This is a genomic window from Ruegeria sp. CJ3 (assembly GCF_056536725.1).
Genome location: NZ_JBQFQE010000002.1, coordinates 374,191 through 395,300, shown reverse-complemented (window position 1 = coordinate 395,300; position 21,110 = coordinate 374,191). Strand labels below are relative to the sequence as shown.

Below are 21,110 nucleotides of genomic sequence, written 5' to 3'. Positions count from 1 at the left end.
CGCATGACTTCACTGATCGACGATATCCGCGCCTGCCGTATTTGTGCAGACAAGTTTGCCCAGACCGAAACCGCGCACCAGCCGCGCCCGGTGGCATGGTTCCGCCCCGGAGCCCGCATTCTAATCGCAGGGCAGGCCCCCGGCGCGCGGGTGCACGAATCCGGCAGGCCCTTCACCGACCCCTCAGGGGATCGTCTGCGTGATTGGCTTGGGGTGGACGAGGCCGCCTTTTATGATCGGGACCGCGTGTCGATTGTTCCGATGGCGTTCTGCTTTCCCGGCTACAACGCCCGCAAGGCGGATTTGCCGCCGCCGCCGATCTGCGGAAAGACCTGGCATGACAAGGTGATGGCCGAGCTTGGGGACGTACCGCTGACTGTGCTGGTGGGAGGTCATGCGCACAAGTATCACCTTGGGGCCAAGACGCCCGTGACCGAGACCGTCAGCCGCTGGCGGGACCATGCGCCGCGGGTCTTTGCCTTGCCTCATCCGTCGTGGCGCAATACGGCTTGGCTGAAGAAGAACCCGTGGTTCGAGGCCGACCTGCTGCCGGTCCTGCGCGCCCGGGTGCAAGAGGTGATGAATGGCTGAAACCACGGCGCTGGACGCCGCCCATGCCGCGATGGAGGCCTCTCCGCAGGACGATGCCGCGCGGTTGCGGTTCTTCGAACGGCTTGCCGATAGCGAACTGTTCCTGATGCTGGCCGAGGAGGCGCGCGACGAGAATATCACACCCGAGTTATTCGACGTGGCAGACGGGCGTTTTGTGCTGGCCTTTGACCTCGAGGAACGGCTGGCGCGGTTTGCAGGCCGTCCGGTGCCTTATGTGGCGCTCTCGGGTCGGGTTCTGTCGACGATGCTGTCGGGGCAGGGGATCGGGCTGGGGCTGAACCTTGAGGCCGCGCCATCCTCGATGTTGATCCCGTCTGAGGCACTGGCTTGGCTGGCCGATACGCTGCAGCACAGCCCCGAAGAAGTGCAGCAACGGTTGGCGGAGTTCACGCAGCCTGCGGGCCTGCCCGATATCTTGTTGACTGCATTGGATACCAAACTGGCAACAGCTGCCGGGCTAGCCGCTGCGGCGTTTCTGGTGGGGACCAGAACGCAGGATGGCGGTCAGGGCCATCTGCTGGGTTTTGTCGCTGCGGTCGAAGGTGCGCAACCCGCGCTGGCCCGTGCGGTATCCGAGGCTCTGACCTTCTCGGGCATCGAAGCCGGGGCGCTGGATGTGGGGTTCTTCGCGCCGGATGACCCTGCCGCCGCTGCGCTGGCGAAGGTCGGGCTGCGGTTCGATCTGCCGCAACCGCAGGCCCCGCAAATGGAAAGGGCCGCTCCGGGTTCTGATCCCGAACGGCCCCCCATTCTGAAATAGTCGCCGAAGCGGTTAATCCGCCGGAGCCAGCTTATCCTGCGTGCGAGTCTCGAAATCGCCAGCGTCGTGACGTTCGTGCAACTGCGTGTGCGGCTCGCCAAAGGCGCGGTTGACCATGCGGCCGCGCTGAACCGCCGGGCGGGCGTCGATCTCTTTGGCCCAACGCATGACGTTTTCATAACTTTCGACGTCCAGAAACTCCGCCGCGTCATAGAGACGGCCCAGAACCAGCTGCCCGTACCAAGGCCAGATCGCCATATCGGCGATGGTATAGTCGGGACCGGCGATATAGCGCTTCTCTGCTAATTCCAGATCCAGCACATGCAGCTGACGCTTGGCCTCCATGGCGAAGCGGTCAATCGGGTATTGCCACTTCTCGGGGGCATAGGCATAGAAATGGCCAAAGCCGCCGCCCAGATAGGGCGCGCTGCCCATCTGCCAGAACAGCCAGTTCATCGCCTCGGTGCGTTCAGGTCCGCTTGCGGGCAGGAACGCGCCGAACTTCTCGGCCAGATGGAACAGGATCGAAGCGCTTTCGAACACGCGGATCGGGGTGTCGCCCGACCGATCCCAAAGTGCCGGGATTTTCGAGTTCGGATTGGCCCCGACAAAGCCCGAGCTGAACTGATCGCCTTCACCGATGTTGATCAGCCAGGCGTTATACTCGGCCCCCTCATGGCCCAACGCCAGCAACTCCTCGAGCATCACGGTGACCTTGACGCCGTTGGGCGTGGCCAGCGAATACAGCTGCATCGGGTGCTTGCCGACCGGCAGGTCCTTGTCATGTGTGGCTCCGGCGATGGGGCGGTTGATATTGGCAAAGCGCCCGCCGCTTTCGCTGTCCCATGTCCAGACCTTCGGAGGGGTATAGGTGGATTGTTCGCTCATCTCATGCCTTTCCTTCAGAACCGGCCTAAGGGCCGTTGTCCCCACAGCTAATATTGCAGAACTCAAAGTCCAACCCCGGAGGCGGGGCGATCTTTGTAACATTCGGCGCGGTTCGGCTCACGAATCGCCCGGCGATGTCACAGCGGCGCGAGCGGGCCTTCGCGCCGGGGCAGAATCGCCTATTGTCTGAGCAGACCCAACAAGCCCGGGTTCCCGGAAACTGTAAGGACATGAGGACCAATCACATGAAACGCTTTGCGCTGACCCTTGCCGCGACGATGGCCTTTGCGATGCCCGCCTTCGCCGGCGATCAATATGTGGACGGCACCGGCTTTGCCGTGTCGGGATATGACGTTGTTGCCTATCGCAGTCTGGATCAGGCCCCTGTCGGCCAGTCACAGCCCGACGCGGTGCGCGGACGCGCCGACATCACTGCCGACTATAACGGCGCGACATGGGCGTTCGCGTCGGAAGAAAACCGCGACAAATTCCTGGAGAACCCTGCCTATTACGCTCCGCAATACGATGGCCATTGTGCTTATGGTGTGTCGCGCGGTGGCAAGGTTCCGGCCAACCCGAACCTCTGGCGGATCGTGGATGACAAGCTGTATCTGAACATCACTGATGTTGTTGTCGGCTTCTTCGAAGAGGATATCCCCGGCAACATCAACCTTGCCGAAGGGAATTGGCCGGGGATCGAACCCGACGCGGCCTCGACCAGCGTCATCCCCAAGTTCACATCGGAAGGTCCGATCGCGAACTGACCCGGTGGAAATGGACAACCCGGCCAATCTGGCCGGGTTTTTCTGAGGCGGCCCCTTACCCCGCCAGTTCGAACGTATCGCGCATGGTCTGATCCGCCTCAAAGCGTATTCTGACGCTTCTTGCCCCGGGGAATTTCCGTTCTCGGATTGGGTCGGGCACGATGATCTCGCCCGAGCCCGCACTTTTGGACTGGAACGAGAGAATTTCGGTATCGGATTTGCGGCCACTGGTCAGGACCGATGTCGGCAGGGCCACACGGTTGGGCCCTTCGCAGACCGAGGTGGCGACGAAATAGGTCAGATCACGTCCGAAACACCCGATCGCTTCGGGCACATGGTCGGATTCTGCGGACGGTCTGCCTGCCCCGTTACCATCGGCATCCGACAGATCGCTTAAGGCTCGTTCGGGGTTCAGCAGTTCGCGGCACGCTTCGATGTCGGCCGCGGCCAGATCGATAACCCGTTTCCGAAGACGGGGCCGGCGCGGCTGTGCCGGGCCTTTGCGTGTCAGCCCCTCTTTGCGCAGAAGGTCATATGCGGCCTTGGCCCGCGCAAAGCCCGAGTGATCTCCGTCGGTGTGATCGGGATGGTCGTGAAAGGCTATGTTTCGCCACGCGGCGCGGATCTCGTCGGCACCCGCATTTTGCGATAGGCCAAGCACCCGCAAGGCATGGGCCCGAGCCTGAATTTTGCTCACTGGCTGCATACTCAAAATACTCGTTAGAACTACACTGATCCCAGTTTGCCGTCGGTCACTTTTTTGTCAAATTTTACCGTGTATTAGTGCTGGGCTGTGCAACAGTTTTTGGGTGGCTGTCGCGATTGTCCTCAAACAGATACGGCGACGATGATCACATCGCCGCCGATTGCAAAAGTTGTTTTGTCGTCCCGCGTCGTCGGGCCGGTACTCAGGCCACGTTCTGCAGATCGGTCCGGGGTGTAATGCCCAGAGCAAAACACACGTCGCGGGTAAGCTCGGGACGGTTGAGCGTGTAGAAATGCAGCTTGTCCACGCCCCCGTCGATCAAATCGGAACAGAGCTCGGTGCACAGCGCGGTGGCCAGCAAGTCTTCGCGGTCATCGCGAAGGGCCTTGTCAAAGGCGTTTTCGATCCAGGTTGGAATACGCGTGCCGCAGCGCTGGGCAAAGCGGCGCGCACCTTTCCAGTTCTCGATGGGCAGGATGCCAGGCACGATCGGCTTGTCGATGCCCGCCTTTTCACAGGCATCGCGGAAGCGGAAAAAGGTCTCAGCTTCAAAAAAGAACTGCGTCAGCGCCTCGTCTGCGCCGGCATCCAGCTTGGCCTTCAACCAGTCCACATCGGTGCGCGCGCATTGCGCCTCGGGGTGGATATCCGGGTAGGCACCGACGCGGATATTGAATTTCCCGGTCTCGGCCAGTGCAGAAATCAACTCGACAGAGTTTGCAAACCCGTCGGGGTGCGGCACAAATTGATCCTGGCCTTTCGGCGGGTCCCCCCGCAGGGCCACAATATCGCGTACCCCGGCGGCGGCGAAGGCATCGGCGATGGCCAGTGTCTCATCCCGCGTGGCGTCGACGCAGGTCAGATGAGCAGCAACCGGCAGGCCCGATGACTTATGCAGCGTCGCAACCGCGTCCCGCGTCAACTCGCGCGTTGTGCCGCCCGCGCCATAGGTGACCGATACAAAACGGGGCTCTAGCGGGGCCAGCGTCTGCACGGTGTCCCAAAGACGGAACGAGGCCTCTAGCGATTGGGGCGGAAAAAATTCGAATGAAATTTCAGGCTGGGTCATCGGGGCCTCTGTATCTGTCGTTTCTGCACTTGTGCCACCAGATGCATTGTGAGACAAACTCATATTATTCAAGAACAACATGAGTTGCATGAGATATGCATATCGAATTCCGTCATCTGCGCACGATCAAGGCTATCCACGAATGCGGCGGGCTGGCCCGCGCCGCGGACCAGCTGAACATCACGCAATCCGCGCTGAGCCATCAGATCAAGGGGTTAGAGGATCAGGCCGGGGTCGAGCTGTTCCTGCGGCGATCCAAGCCTATGAAGCTGTCTGCAGCCGGTCAGCGCCTGTTGCGGTTGGCGGATCAGATCCTGCCGCAGGTCGAGGCGATGCAGAGCGAGTTCTCGTCGCTGCGCGATGGCCGCACGGGACGGATGCACATCGCGATTGAATGTCATGCCTGTTTCGAATGGCTGTTTCCGGTGCTCGAGGGGTTCCGCAAGTCATGGCCGGATGTGGATGTGGATATCCGCCCTGGTCTGGCATTCGACGCGCTGCCCGCCCTGCAGAAGGAAGAAGTTGACCTGGTGATCTCATCCGACCCCGAGGACCTGCCGGGCGTCGAGTTTGTGGAGTTGTTCGACTACAATGCCGTTTTCGTCGCGGCCTCGTCCCACCCTTTGGCAGAAAAACCTTATGTCGAGGCCGAGGATTTCCGCGGCCAGACCCTGATCACTTATCCGGTGGAACGCACTCGTCTGGACGTGTTCAGCCAGTTGTTGATCCCCGCCCGGGTCGAGCCGGCCACGATCCGGCAGGTCGAGCTGACCGCGGTGATCCTGCTGCTGGTGGCCTCGAACCGCGGCATCTCGGTGCTGCCTGACTGGGTGGTGCGCGAAGTGAAATACAACTCGGACTATGTCACCCGCCCCCTGACCAAAGAGGGGATCACCCGCAGGCTTTATGCGGCGGTGCGCCGCGAAGATCTTGAAAAACCCTTTGTGCAGGAGCTGGTAAAGCTGGCCCGGACCGAGGCACGCAAGCTGCAGGCCCAGTAGCGGGGGGTCTTGTGAATCATTGCTCTTGGCAATGCTGAATTGCAGCAGTATACGCGCAGCTTGACCGGACAGGAGCCCAGAAACAATGGTTGGCAGCGCAAATCTCAACATCATGATCAAGGCCGCGCGCAAAGCGGGGCGGTCTCTGGTCAAGGACTTCCGTGAAGTCGAGAATCTGCAGGTGTCGATGAAGGGCGCGGGCGATTTTGTGTCCAAGGCCGATATCGCCGCCGAAAACATCCTGAAAGAAGAATTGCTTGGCGCGCGTCCGACCTATGGCTGGCTGGGCGAGGAAGGCGGCGGCCAGGATGGTGAGGACCCGACCCGCCGCTGGATCGTGGACCCGCTGGATGGCACCACCAACTTCTTGCACGGTCTGCCGCATTGGGCGATCTCCATCGCGCTGGAGCACAAGGGCAAGATCGTCGCGGGCGTGATCTATGACCCCGCCAAGGACGAGATGTTCTTTGCCGAAAAGGGCGAAGGGGCGTGGATGAATGACACCCGCATCCGCGTGTCTGGCCGCCACCGCATGATCGAGTCGATCTTTTCAACCGGGCTGCCCTTTGGCGGTCGGTCAGACCTGCCTGCTACCCTGCAGGATCTTGCGCGGCTGATGCCGACCTGCGCCGGCGTGCGCCGTTGGGGGGCTGCGGCGCTGGATATGGCATACGTGGCCGCCGGTCGTTACGAAGGTTTTTGGGAACGTCGCCTGAACGCTTGGGACGTCGCCGCCGGGATCATCATCGTCAAAGAGGCCGGTGGCTTTGTTCAGGCGCTGAACCCCGAGGGCAGCGTGCTAGAGGATGGCGAACTGATCTGCGCCAACGAACCCATCTTTGAAAACTTCGCCAAGGTGATCCGGGGCTGATACGCCCGGGTCCGTGCGCGGTCCTCTCTCCGGCGCGTCAGCGTCGGGGCACTTTCGGGATGCGCGACGGGGACAGTTTGTATTTGTGCTCGGGATGCGGCGGATGGCCGTGCGTGCGATTCCAGAACTCGGTCCCGCCGCGCTTCAACCATAGCGGAATGCACAGGATCAGCCCGACAAAGAACCCTCCGGTATGAGCCCAATAGGCGACGCCGCCCTGATCGGGGTCGCTGGACAGGCTGCCCATGAACTGAAGACCCAGCCAAACGCCCAGCATGACAAAAGCAGGGATGGTGAAGACGCGGAAATAGACGATCAGGATCAGCAGGATATCCACGCGCGCCTTGGGGAACAGCAGCAGATAGCCGCCCATCACCCCGGCAATCGCGCCTGATGCTCCGATCGTGGGAACCACAGAACCTGGGGCCGAGACCACATGGATCAATCCCGCACCGACACCGGCCAGCAGGTAGAACAGCAGGAACGGCAGGTGCCCCATCTCGTCTTCGAGGTTGTCGCCGAATATCCACAGAAACAGCATGTTTCCGGCCAGATGCATCCACCCCCCGTGCAGGAACATCGAGGTGACGAGCGTTTCAAGCGCAAAGCCGTCCGAGATACGCGCGGGAATGACGGCATAGTCGAAATAGAACCGGCTGAGCAGCCGTGCATCCTCCATGATCCCCACATAGCTGAGGAAGATCAGGATGTTGGCGGCCAGCAGGGCGTAAACAACGAACGGAGTACGCCCCGAGGGGTTATGGTCACGGATCGGAAACATGGCGCGACGCTGGGCTTTTCACTGCCCAGCGTCAAGGTCCGGTTATGCCGCACCTCCCAAAAGGGCGGCGTTGCCTCCGGCGGCGGTGGTGTCGACGCAGACATGACGTTCGCCCAGAACCCGCGCGCGGTCGGGTTTGCCGGGGATCAGCGGGATGATCGGGCCATCGCGCCGTGCCAGATGCTGTTCGATCTGGCGGGCGATGTCGTCGTCCCCCCACCACAGAACGCCCGCAAATCCGGTCAGGTTTTCCAGCCGGTGCAAATCCAGCGCCCCGGTCATCCGGATCGCCGTCCCGCCCAGAGCCTTGACCGCATCGGCCTGCGCTTGCGCGGTCTCTGCGCCCGGGCCCATGCACAACAGCGGCGCGCGGGCGTATTCCGTAAGGCGGTTCGATTCCCCGGTGGGGCCGGGCAGAGTCTGGGTGCGCGGCGGGGCGGGCTGGCCCTCAGGGGCGCCGGGTTCTGCGCCCGTTTCCCAGTTCGTCGAACTTGTCTGCCGATCCGGCGCACAGAACCGAGCCATGTAGTTCGGTCCACCTGCCTTGGGGCCTGTGCCCGACAGACCCTCACCACCGAAGGGCTGAGAGCCCACGATCGCGCCGATTTGGTTGCGGTTGACATAGATGTTGCCCGCGTGAATGGCCTCGGTCACATGCTGGACCCGGTCGTCGATGCGGGTGTGCAGGCCGAAGGTCAGGCCATAGCCGGTGGCGTTGATATCTGCGATGACCTTGTCGATCTCCTGCGCCTTGAAACGCGCGACATGCAGCACCGGGCCGAAGATTTCGCGTTCCAGCGCCGAGATGCCCGGGATTTCGATCAGGGTGGGCGCGATGAACGTGCCCTCGGGTGGTGTGGGCATTTCTTTCAGAACCCGACCCTCGGCGCGGGCTTTGGCGACGTGATCCGCGATGCCTTGTCGGGCTTGCTCGTCGATGACCGGGCCGCAATCGGTTGAGATCAGCCACGGCTCACCGACGTTCAGGGCGTCCATTGCGCCTTGCAGCATGGTTAGAACGTCCTCGGCGATGTCCTCCTGCAGATAGAGGCAGCGCAGGGCCGAGCAGCGTTGACCTGCGGACTGGAATGCGCTTTCGATGATCGACTGTACGGCTTGTTCCGGCAGGGCGGTGCTGTCGACGATCATGGCGTTCAGGCCACCGGTCTCAGCAATCAGCGGTGTACCGGGGCGCATGTGCTGGGCCATGGCCGAGCGGATTTTCAAAGCTGTGGCCGTCGAGCCGGTAAAGGCCACGCCCGAGACGCGCCCGTCCGATGTCAGCGCCGCGCCCACAGTCGGACCGCCGGGCAACAGTTGCAGCGTATCGCGCGGAACGCCCGCCTCGTGCAGCAACTGGACAGCGCGGTACGCGATCAGCGGCGTTTGTGGGGCCGGGGCGGCCAGCACGGCGTTACCGGTGGCAAGTGCCGCCGAAATCTGCCCTGTGAAGATCGCCAGCGGGAAGTTCCACGGGCTGATACAGGTGAAGATCCCGGCGGGTTTGGCGGCCGGAATGTTGGCCGCATAATAACGCAAGAAATCCACCGCTTCGCGCAGTTCGGCCACCGCATCGGGCAGGGACTTTCCGGCCTCGCGGGCGAGCAGGGCGAACAGTTCACCGAAATGCGCCTCATACAGATCAGCGGCCTTATTGAGCGCGGCGGTGCGGGACGCAGCCGGGGCTTGCCACGGGCAGGCGCTGGCCAGTGCCAGTTCCACATCCTCGGGGCTGGCTGCGGCGACCGAGCCGGGGCGGTCCTGCGGTTGCGCGGGGTTGATTACCGGGACATCAGCCAAGGGTTGGGCGTCATCGGACAACAAGGGCCGCGCGTACCAGTGATGGGCGCGGAACGCATCGCGCGCGACGTCGATCCGGTCCAGCGTAGGAGTGTGGTGCAGATCGAACCCTTTCGAGTTCGGGCGTTCAGGCGCAAACAGCTCGGGCCCGGTTGGCAGCGGCGCGGCGGGTGTCTGCACCAACACGAACGGGTCGGCGGCGACGGTTTCGGGGGCGACGTCCTCATCCACGATCTGGTTCACGAAGGACGAGTTCGCCCCGTTTTCCAGCAGACGCCGCACCAGATAGGCCAGCAGGTCCCGATGCGCCCCGACAGGCGCGTAGATGCGGCAGCGTGAGGTCTGCTGATCGCGCACAATCTGATGCAGGGTCTCGCCCATCCCGTGCAGGCGTTGGAATTCGAAGGGCTGGTCATCGGCCATATGCAGGATGGCGCTGACCGTATGGGCGTTATGGGTGGCGAATTGCGGATAGATGCGGTCGGTCATGCCCAGCAGTTTGCGGGCATTGGCGATGTAAGACACATCCGTTGCAGCTTTCTGGGTGAAGACCGGAAACCCATCGACGCCTTCGACCTGAGCGCGCTTGATCTCGGTATCCCAATACGCGCCCTTTACCAGCCGCACCATCAGCTTGCGGTCATGACGTTCAGCCATCTCATAGAGCGTGTCCAAAACCAGCCCGGCGCGCGGGCCGTAGGCTTGTACGACGACGCCGAACCCGTCCCAACCTGCCAGCGCAGGCTCGGCCATGACCTCTTCGATGACCTGCAGCGACAGGGACAGGCGGTCGGCCTCTTCCGCGTCGACGTTCAGGCCCATGCCCGCCGCCTTAGCCAGCAAAGCCAGCGCGCGCAGACGAGGGACCAGTTCGTCCATCACCCGCTGTTCTTGCGCCAGTTCATAACGCGGATGCAGCGCTGACAGCTTGACCGAGATGCCAGGGTTTTCGCGGATGTCCTTATGGATGCACGCTTCGGCAATAGCGGCAATGGCGCGGGAATAGGACAGGTGATAGCGGGCGGCGTCGGCCTCGGTCCGGGCGGCCTCGCCCAGCATGTCGTAGGAATAGGTGTAGCCCTTATCCTCCATCCCCTTGGCGCGCTTCATGGCTGACTGGATGGTTTCGCCCAGCACGAATTGACGACCCATTTCCTTCATCGCGCGGCTGACCGCGGTGCGGATCACCGGCTCACCCAGACGCTTGATCGCACCGCGCAGCGCGCCGACGGGCGAGGCTTTGTCTTCGTCCAGAACCCGCCCCGTCAGCATCAGCGCCCAGGTTGAGGCGTTCACCAGCGACGACGATGACTGCCCCAGATGCTTGCCCCAGTCCGAGGGCGCGATCTTGTCCTCGATCAGCGCATCAATGGTATCGGCATCGGGCACCCGCAACAGCGCTTCGGCCAGACACATCAGCGCAACGCCTTCGTCGGTGGACAGGCCATATTCAGCCAGAAACACCTCCATCATGCCGGGCGAGGTGCTGGAGCGGATGTCACGCACCAACTGGGCCGCGGCCGCGCAGATGGCCGTGCGGTCGGCTGGCGCAAGATCGGCCTGAGCGATCAGGGCGTCCAGAACGGTGGCTGGGTCGACATAGGTTTGAGTGTCGATTTTGGTGCGCAGACTGTGTGACATATGTACTCCGGAGGTTTTGCCTAATATATCTATCGCTCAGCAGGAGAACGGCCTGAAATTTCGGCTTTTCTGGTCGTATGAACTGATTTTTGGGAGGTATGGAGTGCAAAAGGACTTATCTGGCTTGGATCGTTTCGATCAGGCGATCCTGATGGCGCTGGCCGAAGATGGCCGGATTTCGGTGGCTGATTTGGCGCGCCGGATTGGGCTGTCGAAATCGCCCACGCAAGCGCGGCTCAAGCGGCTTGAGGCTGACGGGGTCATCACCGGCTATCGCGCCATGCTGGATCCGATCCGTCTGGGGCTGGACCATGTAGCCTTTGTCGAGGTGCGCCTGACCGATACCCGCGAAAAGGCGTTGGCCGAGTTCAATGCTGCCGTGCGCCGCATCGCCGAGATCGAACAAGCGCATATGATCGCGTCGAATTTCGACTATCTGCTGAAAATCCGTACGCGTTCTATGTCGGAATACCGCGCTGTGCTGGCCGAGAAAATCTCATCCCTGCCGCATGTGGCCAGTACGTCGACCTTCGTGGCGATGGAGGCGGTGAAAGAGGCCGGGTTGCTGGGGCCGCTAGAAAGCAGTTGACCTGAACATTTCGGGGATCAGGTTAGAGGGGATGAAACTTGCATCCGTTCTTGTTCTTATGGTTGCTGCCGCACAGGCCGCGGCCGAGTGTCCGGCGGCCCCGGATCACATCTCGGGCATCGACGCCCTGATCGCGCAGGCTCAGGGGGCGGCGACCGAGGGTGAGGCGCGGGGTATTTCCGGTCAGATGTGGCAGTTGTGGACTGATGCGCCGGATGCGCGGTCGCAAACCCTGCTGGATCGCGGCATGGCGCTGCGCGAGGCGTGGGATCTGGCCGGTGCGCTGGCCGAGTTTGACGCTCTGGTCGCCTACTGCCCCGACTTTGCCGAAGGATATAACCAGCGGGCGTTTGCCTATTATCTGCAGCAGGATTACGGCGCGGCCCTTGTCGATCTAGACCGGGCGATTGCGCTATCGCCGAACCATGTGGCCGCGCTCAGCGGGCGGGCGTTGTCGTTGCTGGGGCTGAAGCGGTTGGAGGAGGCGCGGGAGGCGTTGACCTATGCACTTGAGCTGAACCCGTGGCTGTCCGAACGCGCGCTGCTTGCGCCGGGTGGTCTGCTTGATCCGCCGGGAGAAGACATCTGACCCGGAACGAAAGACGCCCCCGAACCAGCGTTCAGGGGCGTCCTAAGATGCAAAGTGCTTAGCCAACCAGCCCGTTATCGGTGCGCTTGATCGCAATCACAGACGAACGTGGTGTGCCGCCATCGGGCCAGTTGCTGCCCGGATGCTGGATGCCGACAAACATCGTGCGCAGGTCGGTCGACCATGCCAGACCAGTGACCTCGCACCCGTTCGGGCCGGTCATGAAGCGCACGATCTCGCCGGTCACGGGGTCGCCAACCAGCATCTGGTTGTTGCCGTTTCCTGCGAAGTCTTCCTCGTTGTCGTCATTGCCGTCTGTCTGGATCCAGACCAGACCGGTTGAATCGATGGCCATACCGTCGGGCGAGTTGAACAGGTTGCCCTCATTCACGTTGGCCGATCCGGCCTTGTCGTCCGAATGCACGGTCGGGTTGCCCGCCATGACATAGAGATCCCAGTCGAAACCGGTGGCAGCGTGATCATCCTGTGCCGGACGCCAGCGCACGATCTGGCCGTATTTGTTAGCATCGCGCGGGTTGGGGCCGTTGGCCGAGGTATCGTCGCCACCCGCATTCGGCTTTACACCACGGTTCTTGTTGTTGGTCAGGCAGCAATAGGCCTCGACCGCGACAGGGCTTGAGGCCACCCATTCCGGGCGATCCATGGTGGTGCCACTCGCCGCCGATGCAGCCATGCGGGTGAAAATCAGGATCTCAGCGGCCTCCATACCCGTGGTTTCCGGCGTCAGGGGCAGCCACTCGCCGCTCATGTCGTCGTTAAACTTCGCAACATAGAGCGTGCCGTCGTTCAGCAGCGCCTCGGTGTCGACACCGGGGGCATAGGCCGCGTTCGAGACGAACTTGTAGAGGTATTCGCCACGTTCATCGTCGCCCATATAGACAACGACGCGACCATCGGCAGCCAGAGCGACTTCGGCATTCTCGTGTTTGAAACGGCCCAGACCGGTGTGCTTGACGGGCGTGCTGTCCGGCTTGGTCGGGTCAATCTCAACGATCCAGCCCGCACGGTGCGGCTCGTTGGGGTTTTTCGAGGTGTCAAAGCGCGGATCGAACAACTCATACCCGTTCCAGCTTTCGGCTTTGATGCCATAGCGTTTCATGCCGTCTGCGACCTTGGGGTCATAGCTGGCGTTTTCGTCCGACGAGCCAAAGTAGCCGTTAAAGTTCTCTTCGCAGGTCAGATAGGTACCCCACGGTGTCTTGCCCGAACCGCAGTTGTTCATCGTACCCAGCGAGGCGGTGCCGGTCGGGTCGGCCTCGGTCTTCAGCAGATCATGACCGGCGGCGGGGCCGACGATTTTCATCGGGGTGTTGTGGTGGATGCGGCGGTTGAAGGGGCTGTCTTTCACCACGGACCAGCCTTCGGGGCCTTCCGCGATCTCCATCACTGTGACGCCCTGAATGTTCTGGAATTTCAGGACGTCTCCGGCGTTTGCGGGTACACCTTCCTGCGTGGCAGGCAGGTTGATCTTTCGGTTCGGATATTCATGGTTGATCGCAATCAACTCGCGACCCTGGAACGAGAACGTCTCCATCCCGTCGGTGTTCTCACCAAAGACCTTGTCCGAATTCTCGACCGTGCCGCCATCGGTCAGATCATAGCCATCAGCCTCGGAAAACAGCGGATCGCCCCAGCGCATCAGCATCTTCCACTCATAGCCTTCCGGCACATGCACGGTGCCATCGGTCTGGGCAGGGATCGGGGTGAAGGCAAAGCGCGACGCTGCCTGTGCCTGCGCCGAGGTCGAGCCCATCAGGCCCGCGCCCATGGCCGCAGCACCCGAACCAAAGGCCACAACACCGGCCAGAAACCCTCGGCGTGAGATGGCGCTTTCGACCACGCGGTCAAAGTCGTTTTCTTTGGGGCGGGGGAAGTTCAGTTCGTCCCAATCGTCTGCGGACAATGTGGTGGGGTCGATGTCGGTCATGGATAGCTCCGCGCTGTCTGAAGTGAAACTTTCGGACCATCTAGGGCGGAAATATGACAGGAGAATAACAGCCGGCGGGATCGGATCATGGGCCAAGCGGCTTATCGCTTGACCCATGCGGTGTCAGGCAGCCTGCGCCTTGCTGCGGCAATAGCATGAGGCGTGAATCGGCACCGTCGCCCGCGCGGCGGCCTGATCCAGTTGCAGCTTGATGTGGCGGGCCTCGGTATCTTCACCGCGGCGGACAAGGCATTCATGCAGGCCGTGCAGGCTCCAGATATTGCCCGGGTGCTGACAGGCGCGGGCCAGCGTGTCGTCCAACCCCAGATCGGCGCGATAGACCGCCTCGGCCTCGGTGAACTGTCCGGCCTCCATCAGCAGCGCGCCGAGGGCGTGCCGGGTGGGCTGCATCCAGCCCCAGGGCTCGTCATAGACCAGATTGTCATCCAGTTCGACCGAGCGGCGCAGATGCGCCAGACCGCCTTCTTGGTCGCCGGATTTGAACGCGATCTCACCATCCATCATCGCCTCACCAATCAGCAGAACATCGTCGGCAGTGTTGTTGAACACCAGACGGCTTTCGGGCACGGCCTTGCGGGCCTGAACCGCCCGTTCACGCTCGGCCCTGGCGTCGGCTTCGCGGCCCAGATTGGCCATCGCCACGGCGCGTGCCTGATGGATGGCGGCGGCGGTATAGCTATAAAGTTCCGCGTCCTTTGGCATCGGTTCGTCCAGTATCTGCTGCCACATGCCGAACCGGACCATGACGTGGATTTTCTTGCCATAGAAGGATTCGAACAGGTCGGGAAAGAACCGGACCACGTTGTCGGGCAGCATCCGCATCAGCTCCTCGGACGCAGCCAGTGCCTTGTCCGGCTGGCCGAGGAACATGGCACCGTAAGCCTCGAAATGCACGTTGTGGACGCGGTAGACGGTATAGAAGTTCTCACCCCCCGCCATCGCCTCGTATTTCTTGTCGACCTGGGCCGCGCGGTGATTGCGCCAGACGACGTTCTGATAGTCGCCGCACAGCACATCAATGTGCGTGGCCATATGCACCAGATGTCCACTTTCGGGCACCAGATCGACCAGCCGGTCGCCATGCCGCAACGCCTTTTCGGGGGTCGGCGACATCTCCATCAGGTGGATGTACATATGCAGCAGGCCGGGATGATCCCACGCGCCGGGCAGGGTGTCGAACGCCGTTTCGAGCACCGCCTGCGCGTCGGTTGTCGAGGCCCCTTCTGCCGGGACGCCCCCCTTGAGGTCCCAGAGCTGCCAGGGTGTGCGGTTCATCATGGCTTCGGCAAAGACCGCAGCAACGTCCAGATCGCCGGAATGATCGGCATAAACCTTGCGCATCGAATCCGAAAAGGCGTCGTTCCACGGACCGTAATCCTCGATCGCGGGATCGGTGGGGAAACGGTGCGAGATCGCCTCGATCATTGCAGCCTCGACCGGTGTGACCGTGCTGCGCAGGGCCATGGCGTCGGCGATGGCTTTATGGGCCCGCTCAAGCGTTGCCACCCTCTCGTCAGGTTCGAAAAATTCCCATGGTTTGTTGTAGTTGGGGCCAATGGCATAGGCGACACCCCAATGCGCCATGCCGCAGCCCGGGTCATGTTCGATAGCTTTTTCGAAACAAGCGGCAGCCGCTTCGTGATTGTAGCCGAACAGCCAGATCAGCCCCTGATCGAATTGCTGCTGAGCGTCTGTTGAAGACGTGGTAATGGCACGGCGATATGTGCCGAGGTTAAAGTCAGTCATCTCAAATCCCCCACAATACATCCGCCGATGCGCTACTGGCGCGCGGATTACTGCACCATAACACCTTTTCGTGATCGCTGTCGGAGGCGGGAAAGCCCGCGCCGGCAAAACCCAGCAAACGGGTGATTTCGCTTCTTGACGCCTGCTGGCGCATGGAATAGTCAGCCCTAGTGCTGAGCGGGCGTTGTGTAGTGGTAAGACCTTAGCCTTCCAAGCTAATGACGCGGGTTCGATTCCCGCCGCCCGCTCCAGTCCTTCTCCACAAGATGATTGCGTCAAAAGGCCCGGATTATGGCCCGATTTGCGCCCAAAGCTTGACCCCAGGGGCCTGTGCCGCCAAGAAGCGTGGATTGATGCCTGATCCGGGCGACGACCACGACACAAGGGCCAGACATGGCAAGAACACGCTCCGCCAGTCCAGCGAACACACCGGCGCCCGGCGCCAATGAAGAACGGGCCGCATCCAAGAAAATCGGCGTCCTGAGATCGCTTTGGCCGTTTATGAAGCCCTACCGGCTGCTGATGATCGGCGCGACGCTGGCGCTGATCCTGACGGCCAGCATGACGCTGACGCTGCCGCTGGCCGTGCGTCGCGTGGTCGACAATTTCCGCATCGAAGACGGAGAACTGCTGGATTGGTACTTTCTGGCAGCCCTCGGCATCGCCGGTATCCTCGCCATCGGCACGGGCATCCGCTATGCGTTGGTGACCCGGCTGGGTGAGCGTGTGGTGGCCGACATCCGCAAGGCCGTGTTTGACCGCGTGATCGGGATGAGCCCCGAGTTTTACGAACGCATCATGACCGGAGAAGTCCTGAGCCGCATCACCACCGATACCACCCTGATCCAGTCGGTGCTGGGCTCATCGGTGTCGATCGCCTTGCGCAATCTTCTGATGTTCGTGGGCGGGTTGGTGCTTATGCTGCTGACCTCGGCCAAGCTGACCGGGCTGGTGTTGTTGCTGATCCCGGTGGTTATCGTTCCGATTCTGGTGTTGGGGCGCAGGTTGCGGGTGATCAGCCGGGAAAATCAGGACTGGATCGCCGCCTCATCGGGCAATGCGGGCGAGGCGCTGGGCGCGGTTCAGACCGTGCAGGCTTTTACCCATGAACAGGCCAGCCGAACCCAGTTCGCCGCGATGACAGAAACTTCGTACGAAGTTTCTCTGCGCCGCATCCATACTCGGGCTGTGCTGACCGTAATTGTGATCTTTCTGGTTTTCTCGGGCATTGTTGGTGTCCTGTGGATGGGCGCGAATGATGTGCGCAACGGGATCATGACCGAAGGCGTTCTGATCCAGTTCGTGATCTATTCGATCATCATGGCGGGTTCGGTCGCCGCCTTGTCGGAAATCTGGAGCGAATTGCAGCGTGCAGCGGGGGCCACCGAGCGTCTGGTGGAACTGCTGAACGCACAGGACACGGTCAACGATCCGTCACAAGCCAAAGCCCTGCCTGCGCCCCTGCGCGGCGAGCTGCGCTTTGACGATGTGACGTTCCACTATCCCGCGCGCCCCGACATCGTGGCGCTGGATCAGTTCTCGCTGCAGATCAAACCGGGGGAAACCGTGGCTTTTGTCGGCCCGTCCGGCGCGGGCAAGACAACCGTGATCCAGTTGATCCAACGGTTCTATGACCCCGACGCGGGGCAGGTCAGCCTTGACGGGTTGGACCTGCGCAGTCTGAACCGCGCTGATTTTCGCCAACACATGGCGCTGGTCCCGCAGGACCCGGTGATCTTTGCCGTCTCGGCGCGCGAGAATATCCGTTTTGGCCGCCTTGACGCCTCGGATGCCGAGGTCGAAGCCGCCGCACGCGCGGCTGCAGCGCACGACTTCATTGCGGCCCTGCCTGAAGGTTATGACAGCTTTGTTGGCGAACGCGGGGTGATGTTGTCTGGCGGACAGAAACAACGCATCGCCATCGCGCGGGCCATCCTGCGCGACGCGCCGGTACTGCTGCTGGACGAGGCGACCTCGGCTTTGGATGCGGAAAGTGAGCGTGCGGTTCAAGGCGCCGTCGACACCATGCGGGCCGGGCGAACAACCCTGATCGTAGCCCATCGTTTGGCGACCGTGAAGAAAGCCGACCGGATTATCGTGCTTGAGGCTGGGCGCATCGTGGCGCAGGGCACCCATGATGATCTGGTGGCACAGGACGGGCTCTATGCGCGGTTGGCACGTCTGCAATTCACCGATGGGGTGGCAGCAGAATAAAGTGACGCTCCGGCACATCTCGTTTCGCCGTAGCGTCATTCTACATTTTACCTGACCTGATCGCTAAGCCCTTGCTTGCGCGTGCTGTGTTTTGCTTCCATCTTGGAGGTGACAAACAAGCCCGTGCAAAACACGGGAGAGATCAGGGGAGGAGCCACATGGCCTTTGTGGGATTCGAAGACAGGGCACGCATCGAGCAGGAGATGGCGTGGGAAGACCGGGACGTGCCCACCACGTTCCATCAGTTGTTGTCTCGGACGGCGGGTAAGTTCCCGAACCACAAGGCGATCAGCTTTCAGTTGCTGTCCGGTCCGACCGACAAGGCCGAGACGCTGACATGGTCCGAGCTTTTGGGGCAGGTTAATCAGGCTGCGAACCTGTTCCGCTCGTTGGGTGTGGGCGAAAAGGATGTGGTGGCTTATGTGCTGCCCAATTGTAACGAGACGCTGGTCACCATGATGGGCGGTGCGGTTGCAGGTATCGTGAATCCGATCAACCCGCTGCTTGAGCCCGAGCAGATCGCGGCGATCCTGCGTGAGACGAAGGCGAAGGTCGTGGTCACGCTGAAGTCCTTCCCCAAGACGGACGTGGCCCAGAAGGTCGAAGAGGCCGTGCGCCACGCGCCTAGGGTCAACACCATCCTCGAGATTGACCTGAACCGCTATTTGACGCCGCCCAAATCCTGGCTGGTCCCGTTCCTGCGACCCAAGATGGGCGACAAGGAAAAACTGGCCCATGCGGACTACAAGAGCTTCAATGTCGAGTTGAATAAGCAGCCGAAAACACTGAATTTCGAGGACAGTACCGAAGACCGCGTCGCGTGTTACTTCCACACCGGCGGCACGACCGGTATGCCGAAAGTGGCGCAACACAAATACTCGGGCCTGATCTATAACGGATGGCTGGGTCAGACGCTGTTGTTTGACGAAAACGATGTGATCATGTGCCCGTTGCCGATGTTCCACGTCTTTGCGGTGCATGTGATCGTGATGGCGGCTGTGTCCTCGGGTGCGCATGTGATCTTCCCGACGCCAGCGGGGTATCGCGGCGATGGGGTGTTCGACAATTTCTGGAAACTGATTGAGCGATGGAAGGTGTCATTCATCATCACGGTGCCCACCGCGATATCAGCCAAGATGCAGCGCCCGGTGGATGCCGATATCTCAAGCGTGAAAACCGCTTTCTCGGGCTCGGCCCCGCTGCCGGTCGAACTGTTCCGTCGCTTCGAAGAGGCCACGGGTGTAACGATCGTCGAAGGGTATGGCTTGACCGAGGCCACCTGTCTGGTCTCCTGCAACCCGGTGGATGGTGAGAAAAAGATCGGTTCGATCGGTATTCCCTTCCCCTATACGGATGTCAAAATCCTGCAGGACGGACCGGACGGACCCAAGGAATGCGGCGCTGACGAGATCGGCGAGATCTGCATCTCGAACCCCGGTGTCTACCCAGGCAACACCTATACCGAGGCTGACAAGAACACGAACCTCTATCACTTCGACAAATACTTGCGCACTGGCGATCTGGGCCGGTTTGACGAGGATGGCTATCTGTGGATCACAGGTCGCGCCAAGGACCTGATCATACGCGGCGGCCACAATATCGACCCTGCCGAGATTGAAGAGGCGTTGCTGGGTCACGAAGCCGTCGCCTTTGCCGGTGCCATCGGCCAGCCCGACGCGCATTCCGGCGAAGTGCCCTGTGCTTTCGTCGAATTGATTGAGGGCGCTTCGGCCACCGAAAAAGAGTTGATGGAGTATTGCAAGGTCCACGTGCATGAACGTGCGGCTCAACCCAAGCACATGACCATTCTGGATGAATTGCCTAAAACTGCGGTGGGCAAGGTGTTCAAGCCGGACCTGCGCAAACAGGCGATCACCCGCATCTACAACGGCGCGTTGGAAACCGCTGGCGTCGCGGCCCGCGTCGTTTCGGTCATTGACGACAAGAAACGCGGCCTTGTTGCTCAGCTTGACGCGAACGGGTCTTCCGAGGACGATGTGGCCAAGGTGCTGGGGTCATTCACCCGGCCGTGGGAGTGGTCTGAATAATCCTCGGGAGGAACAATGGACTATGAACGCCTGATCGACGAAGAAACCTGGGCGTTCATACGTCGCACCGCCGAAAGCTATCCCGACGACGCGGTCGGGATGTCCATCGAAGATCAACGCCGCGTCTATGACGTGATGTGTCAGGATTTCCGCCAACCCCGGCCACCGGGGGTTGATGCGCAGGACAGCGACGCAGATGGCGTACCCGTCCGCATCTATTCCGCAGGCGATCCAACCCGCAGCGTCATCTATTTCCACGGCGGAGGGTTCGTCGTCGGTGGTCTGGACAGCCATGACGATGTCTGCGCCGAGATCTGTGCGCAAACAGGATACCGCGTCGTTTCGGTGGACTATCGGTTGTGCCCGGAACACACTCACCCGGCGCAGTTTCAGGACAGCTGGGCAGCCGTGAACTGGGCTGTGCAGGAATTCGGCGACCCATTGGTACTGGCCGGAGACAGCGCAGGCGGCAACCTTGCCGCAGCCGTTGCGCATCATGGCCGCAGGCGCCTGAGCGATGTGCTCGGGCAGGTTTTGATCTATCCGGGGCTGGGCGGAGACACGGGGCAGGGCTCGTATCTCGAACACGCCAACGCCCCGATGCTGACGCGCGATGATGTGCTGTTTTACCAAACCCTCCGAGGGGGAGGCGATGCGCCTGGCAACGACCCCAGCTTTGCACCCTTGCAGGACAGCGATTTTTCGGGCCTGCCCCCAACGGTGGTTATTACTGCCGATTGCGATCCGCTGCGCGATGACGGTCCCGTCTATTGCAACCAGATCACCGCCGCCGGAGGGCAGGCACACTGGATCAACGAACCCGGCCTGATCCACGGCTATCTGCGCGCCCGGACAACCGTCAGCCGCGCCGCAGACAGCTTTGAGCGGATATCCGTCGCGATCGAAGCACTGGGGCAGGGGATTTGGTCATACGAATAGTGTGAGTGTCCAAGCAAGAGTTACTTCTGGGTCGCCAACGGTTTGTCGAGATCGCTCTAAGGCCTTGGAAAGTAGATTGTTTACGAAGTGACCAGAAATTCTAAGTTCCCTTGTATGATGGAT

General features: G+C 61.5%; 17 protein-coding genes and 1 tRNA gene. 11 read left to right on the top strand and 7 right to left on the bottom strand.

Annotated elements, in window-relative coordinates:
- Positions 1–3: 3 nt before the first annotated feature.
- Both ACR0J1_RS05075 and ACR0J1_RS05070 read left to right on the top strand, forming a co-directional pair.
- Positions 4–591 carry a uracil-DNA glycosylase family protein gene (locus tag ACR0J1_RS05075; protein ID WP_480731087.1) on the top strand — a complete coding sequence of 196 codons (588 nt, stop codon included), beginning with the start codon at positions 4–6 and terminating at the stop codon, positions 589–591.
- Positions 584–1,372, top strand: coding sequence for an SseB family protein (locus ACR0J1_RS05070; RefSeq protein ID WP_480731085.1), 789 nt, complete (start codon positions 584–586; stop codon positions 1,370–1,372). Before ACR0J1_RS05075 ends, ACR0J1_RS05070 begins: the two co-directional genes overlap by 8 nt.
- 12 nt (positions 1,373–1,384) lie before the next feature.
- Here the strand turns inward: ACR0J1_RS05070 and yghU are convergent, their stop codons facing one another.
- Positions 1,385–2,260, bottom strand: coding sequence for a glutathione-dependent disulfide-bond oxidoreductase (yghU, locus tag ACR0J1_RS05065; RefSeq protein WP_480731083.1), 876 nt, complete (start codon positions 2,258–2,260; stop codon positions 1,385–1,387).
- A 245-nt stretch (positions 2,261–2,505) separates the two neighbouring features.
- Here yghU and ACR0J1_RS05060 point away from each other — a divergent pair, with 245 nt between their 5' ends.
- Complete coding sequence (locus ACR0J1_RS05060) at positions 2,506–3,024, top strand: YHS domain-containing (seleno)protein (RefSeq protein WP_480731081.1); 519 nt, start codon at positions 2,506–2,508, stop codon at positions 3,022–3,024.
- A gap of 55 nt (positions 3,025–3,079) precedes the next feature.
- Here the strand turns inward: ACR0J1_RS05060 and ACR0J1_RS05055 are convergent, their stop codons facing one another.
- Positions 3,080–3,730 (bottom strand): DnaJ domain-containing protein, encoded by a 651-nt coding sequence (locus ACR0J1_RS05055; RefSeq protein ID WP_480731079.1) that lies wholly within the window; start codon positions 3,728–3,730, stop codon positions 3,080–3,082.
- A 202-nt stretch (positions 3,731–3,932) separates the two neighbouring features.
- A complete protein-coding gene (gene metF / locus ACR0J1_RS05050; RefSeq protein ID WP_480731077.1) occupies positions 3,933–4,799 on the bottom strand; it encodes a methylenetetrahydrofolate reductase [NAD(P)H] in 867 nt (288 codons plus the stop codon).
- Positions 4,800–4,894: 95 nt separating this feature from the next.
- Here metF and ACR0J1_RS05045 point away from each other — a divergent pair, with 95 nt between their 5' ends.
- Both ACR0J1_RS05045 and ACR0J1_RS05040 read left to right on the top strand, forming a co-directional pair.
- Positions 4,895–5,800: a LysR family transcriptional regulator gene (locus ACR0J1_RS05045; protein ID WP_480731075.1), complete on the top strand. Its 906-nt coding sequence runs from the start codon at positions 4,895–4,897 to the stop codon at positions 5,798–5,800.
- Between the two features lie 85 nt (positions 5,801–5,885).
- Positions 5,886–6,671, top strand: coding sequence for an inositol monophosphatase family protein (locus ACR0J1_RS05040; protein ID WP_480731073.1), 786 nt, complete (start codon positions 5,886–5,888; stop codon positions 6,669–6,671).
- Positions 6,672–6,708: 37 nt separating this feature from the next.
- Here the strand turns inward: ACR0J1_RS05040 and ACR0J1_RS05035 are convergent, their stop codons facing one another.
- Together ACR0J1_RS05035 and putA are read right to left on the bottom strand one after the other, a co-directional pair.
- Positions 6,709–7,452 carry a rhomboid family intramembrane serine protease gene (locus tag ACR0J1_RS05035; RefSeq protein ID WP_480731072.1) on the bottom strand — a complete coding sequence of 248 codons (744 nt, stop codon included), beginning with the start codon at positions 7,450–7,452 and terminating at the stop codon, positions 6,709–6,711.
- 42 nt (positions 7,453–7,494) lie between these two features.
- The gene (putA, locus tag ACR0J1_RS05030) at positions 7,495–10,893 is read right to left on the bottom strand and encodes a bifunctional proline dehydrogenase/L-glutamate gamma-semialdehyde dehydrogenase PutA (RefSeq protein ID WP_480731070.1); all 3,399 of its coding nucleotides are present in this window, start codon (positions 10,891–10,893) and stop codon (positions 7,495–7,497) included.
- 103 nt (positions 10,894–10,996) lie between these two features.
- On the opposite strand from putA, the gene ACR0J1_RS05025 reads away from it, so the two are divergent.
- On the top strand, positions 10,997–11,482 hold the full coding sequence (locus ACR0J1_RS05025; protein WP_480731068.1) for an Lrp/AsnC family transcriptional regulator: 486 nt from the start codon (positions 10,997–10,999) through the stop codon (positions 11,480–11,482).
- A 31-nt stretch (positions 11,483–11,513) separates the two neighbouring features.
- Complete coding sequence (locus ACR0J1_RS05020; protein WP_480731067.1) at positions 11,514–12,071, top strand: tetratricopeptide repeat protein; 558 nt, start codon at positions 11,514–11,516, stop codon at positions 12,069–12,071.
- Between the two features lie 58 nt (positions 12,072–12,129).
- Here the strand turns inward: ACR0J1_RS05020 and ACR0J1_RS05015 are convergent, their stop codons facing one another.
- Positions 12,130–14,019 carry a PhoX family protein gene (locus ACR0J1_RS05015; protein ID WP_480731065.1) on the bottom strand — a complete coding sequence of 630 codons (1,890 nt, stop codon included), beginning with the start codon at positions 14,017–14,019 and terminating at the stop codon, positions 12,130–12,132.
- Positions 14,020–14,142: 123 nt separating this feature from the next.
- Entirely contained in the window at positions 14,143–15,786 is a 1,644-nt protein-coding gene (locus tag ACR0J1_RS05010) for a hypothetical protein (protein WP_480731063.1), read from the bottom strand.
- Between the two features lie 177 nt (positions 15,787–15,963).
- Here ACR0J1_RS05010 and ACR0J1_RS05005 point away from each other — a divergent pair.
- The 4 genes from ACR0J1_RS05005 to ACR0J1_RS04990 all read left to right on the top strand — a co-directional run bounded on the left by ACR0J1_RS05005 (position 15,964) and on the right by ACR0J1_RS04990 (position 20,987).
- A tRNA-Gly gene (locus ACR0J1_RS05005) sits at positions 15,964–16,037 on the top strand.
- A 142-nt stretch (positions 16,038–16,179) separates the two neighbouring features.
- On the top strand, positions 16,180–18,000 hold the full coding sequence (locus tag ACR0J1_RS05000) for an ABC transporter transmembrane domain-containing protein (protein ID WP_480731061.1): 1,821 nt from the start codon (positions 16,180–16,182) through the stop codon (positions 17,998–18,000).
- Between the two features lie 158 nt (positions 18,001–18,158).
- Positions 18,159–20,048, top strand: coding sequence for an acyl-CoA synthetase (locus ACR0J1_RS04995; RefSeq protein WP_480731059.1), 1,890 nt, complete (start codon positions 18,159–18,161; stop codon positions 20,046–20,048).
- Between the two features lie 15 nt (positions 20,049–20,063).
- Positions 20,064–20,987: an alpha/beta hydrolase gene (locus ACR0J1_RS04990; protein WP_480731057.1), complete on the top strand. Its 924-nt coding sequence runs from the start codon at positions 20,064–20,066 to the stop codon at positions 20,985–20,987.
- Positions 20,988–21,110: the final 123 nt, after the last annotated feature.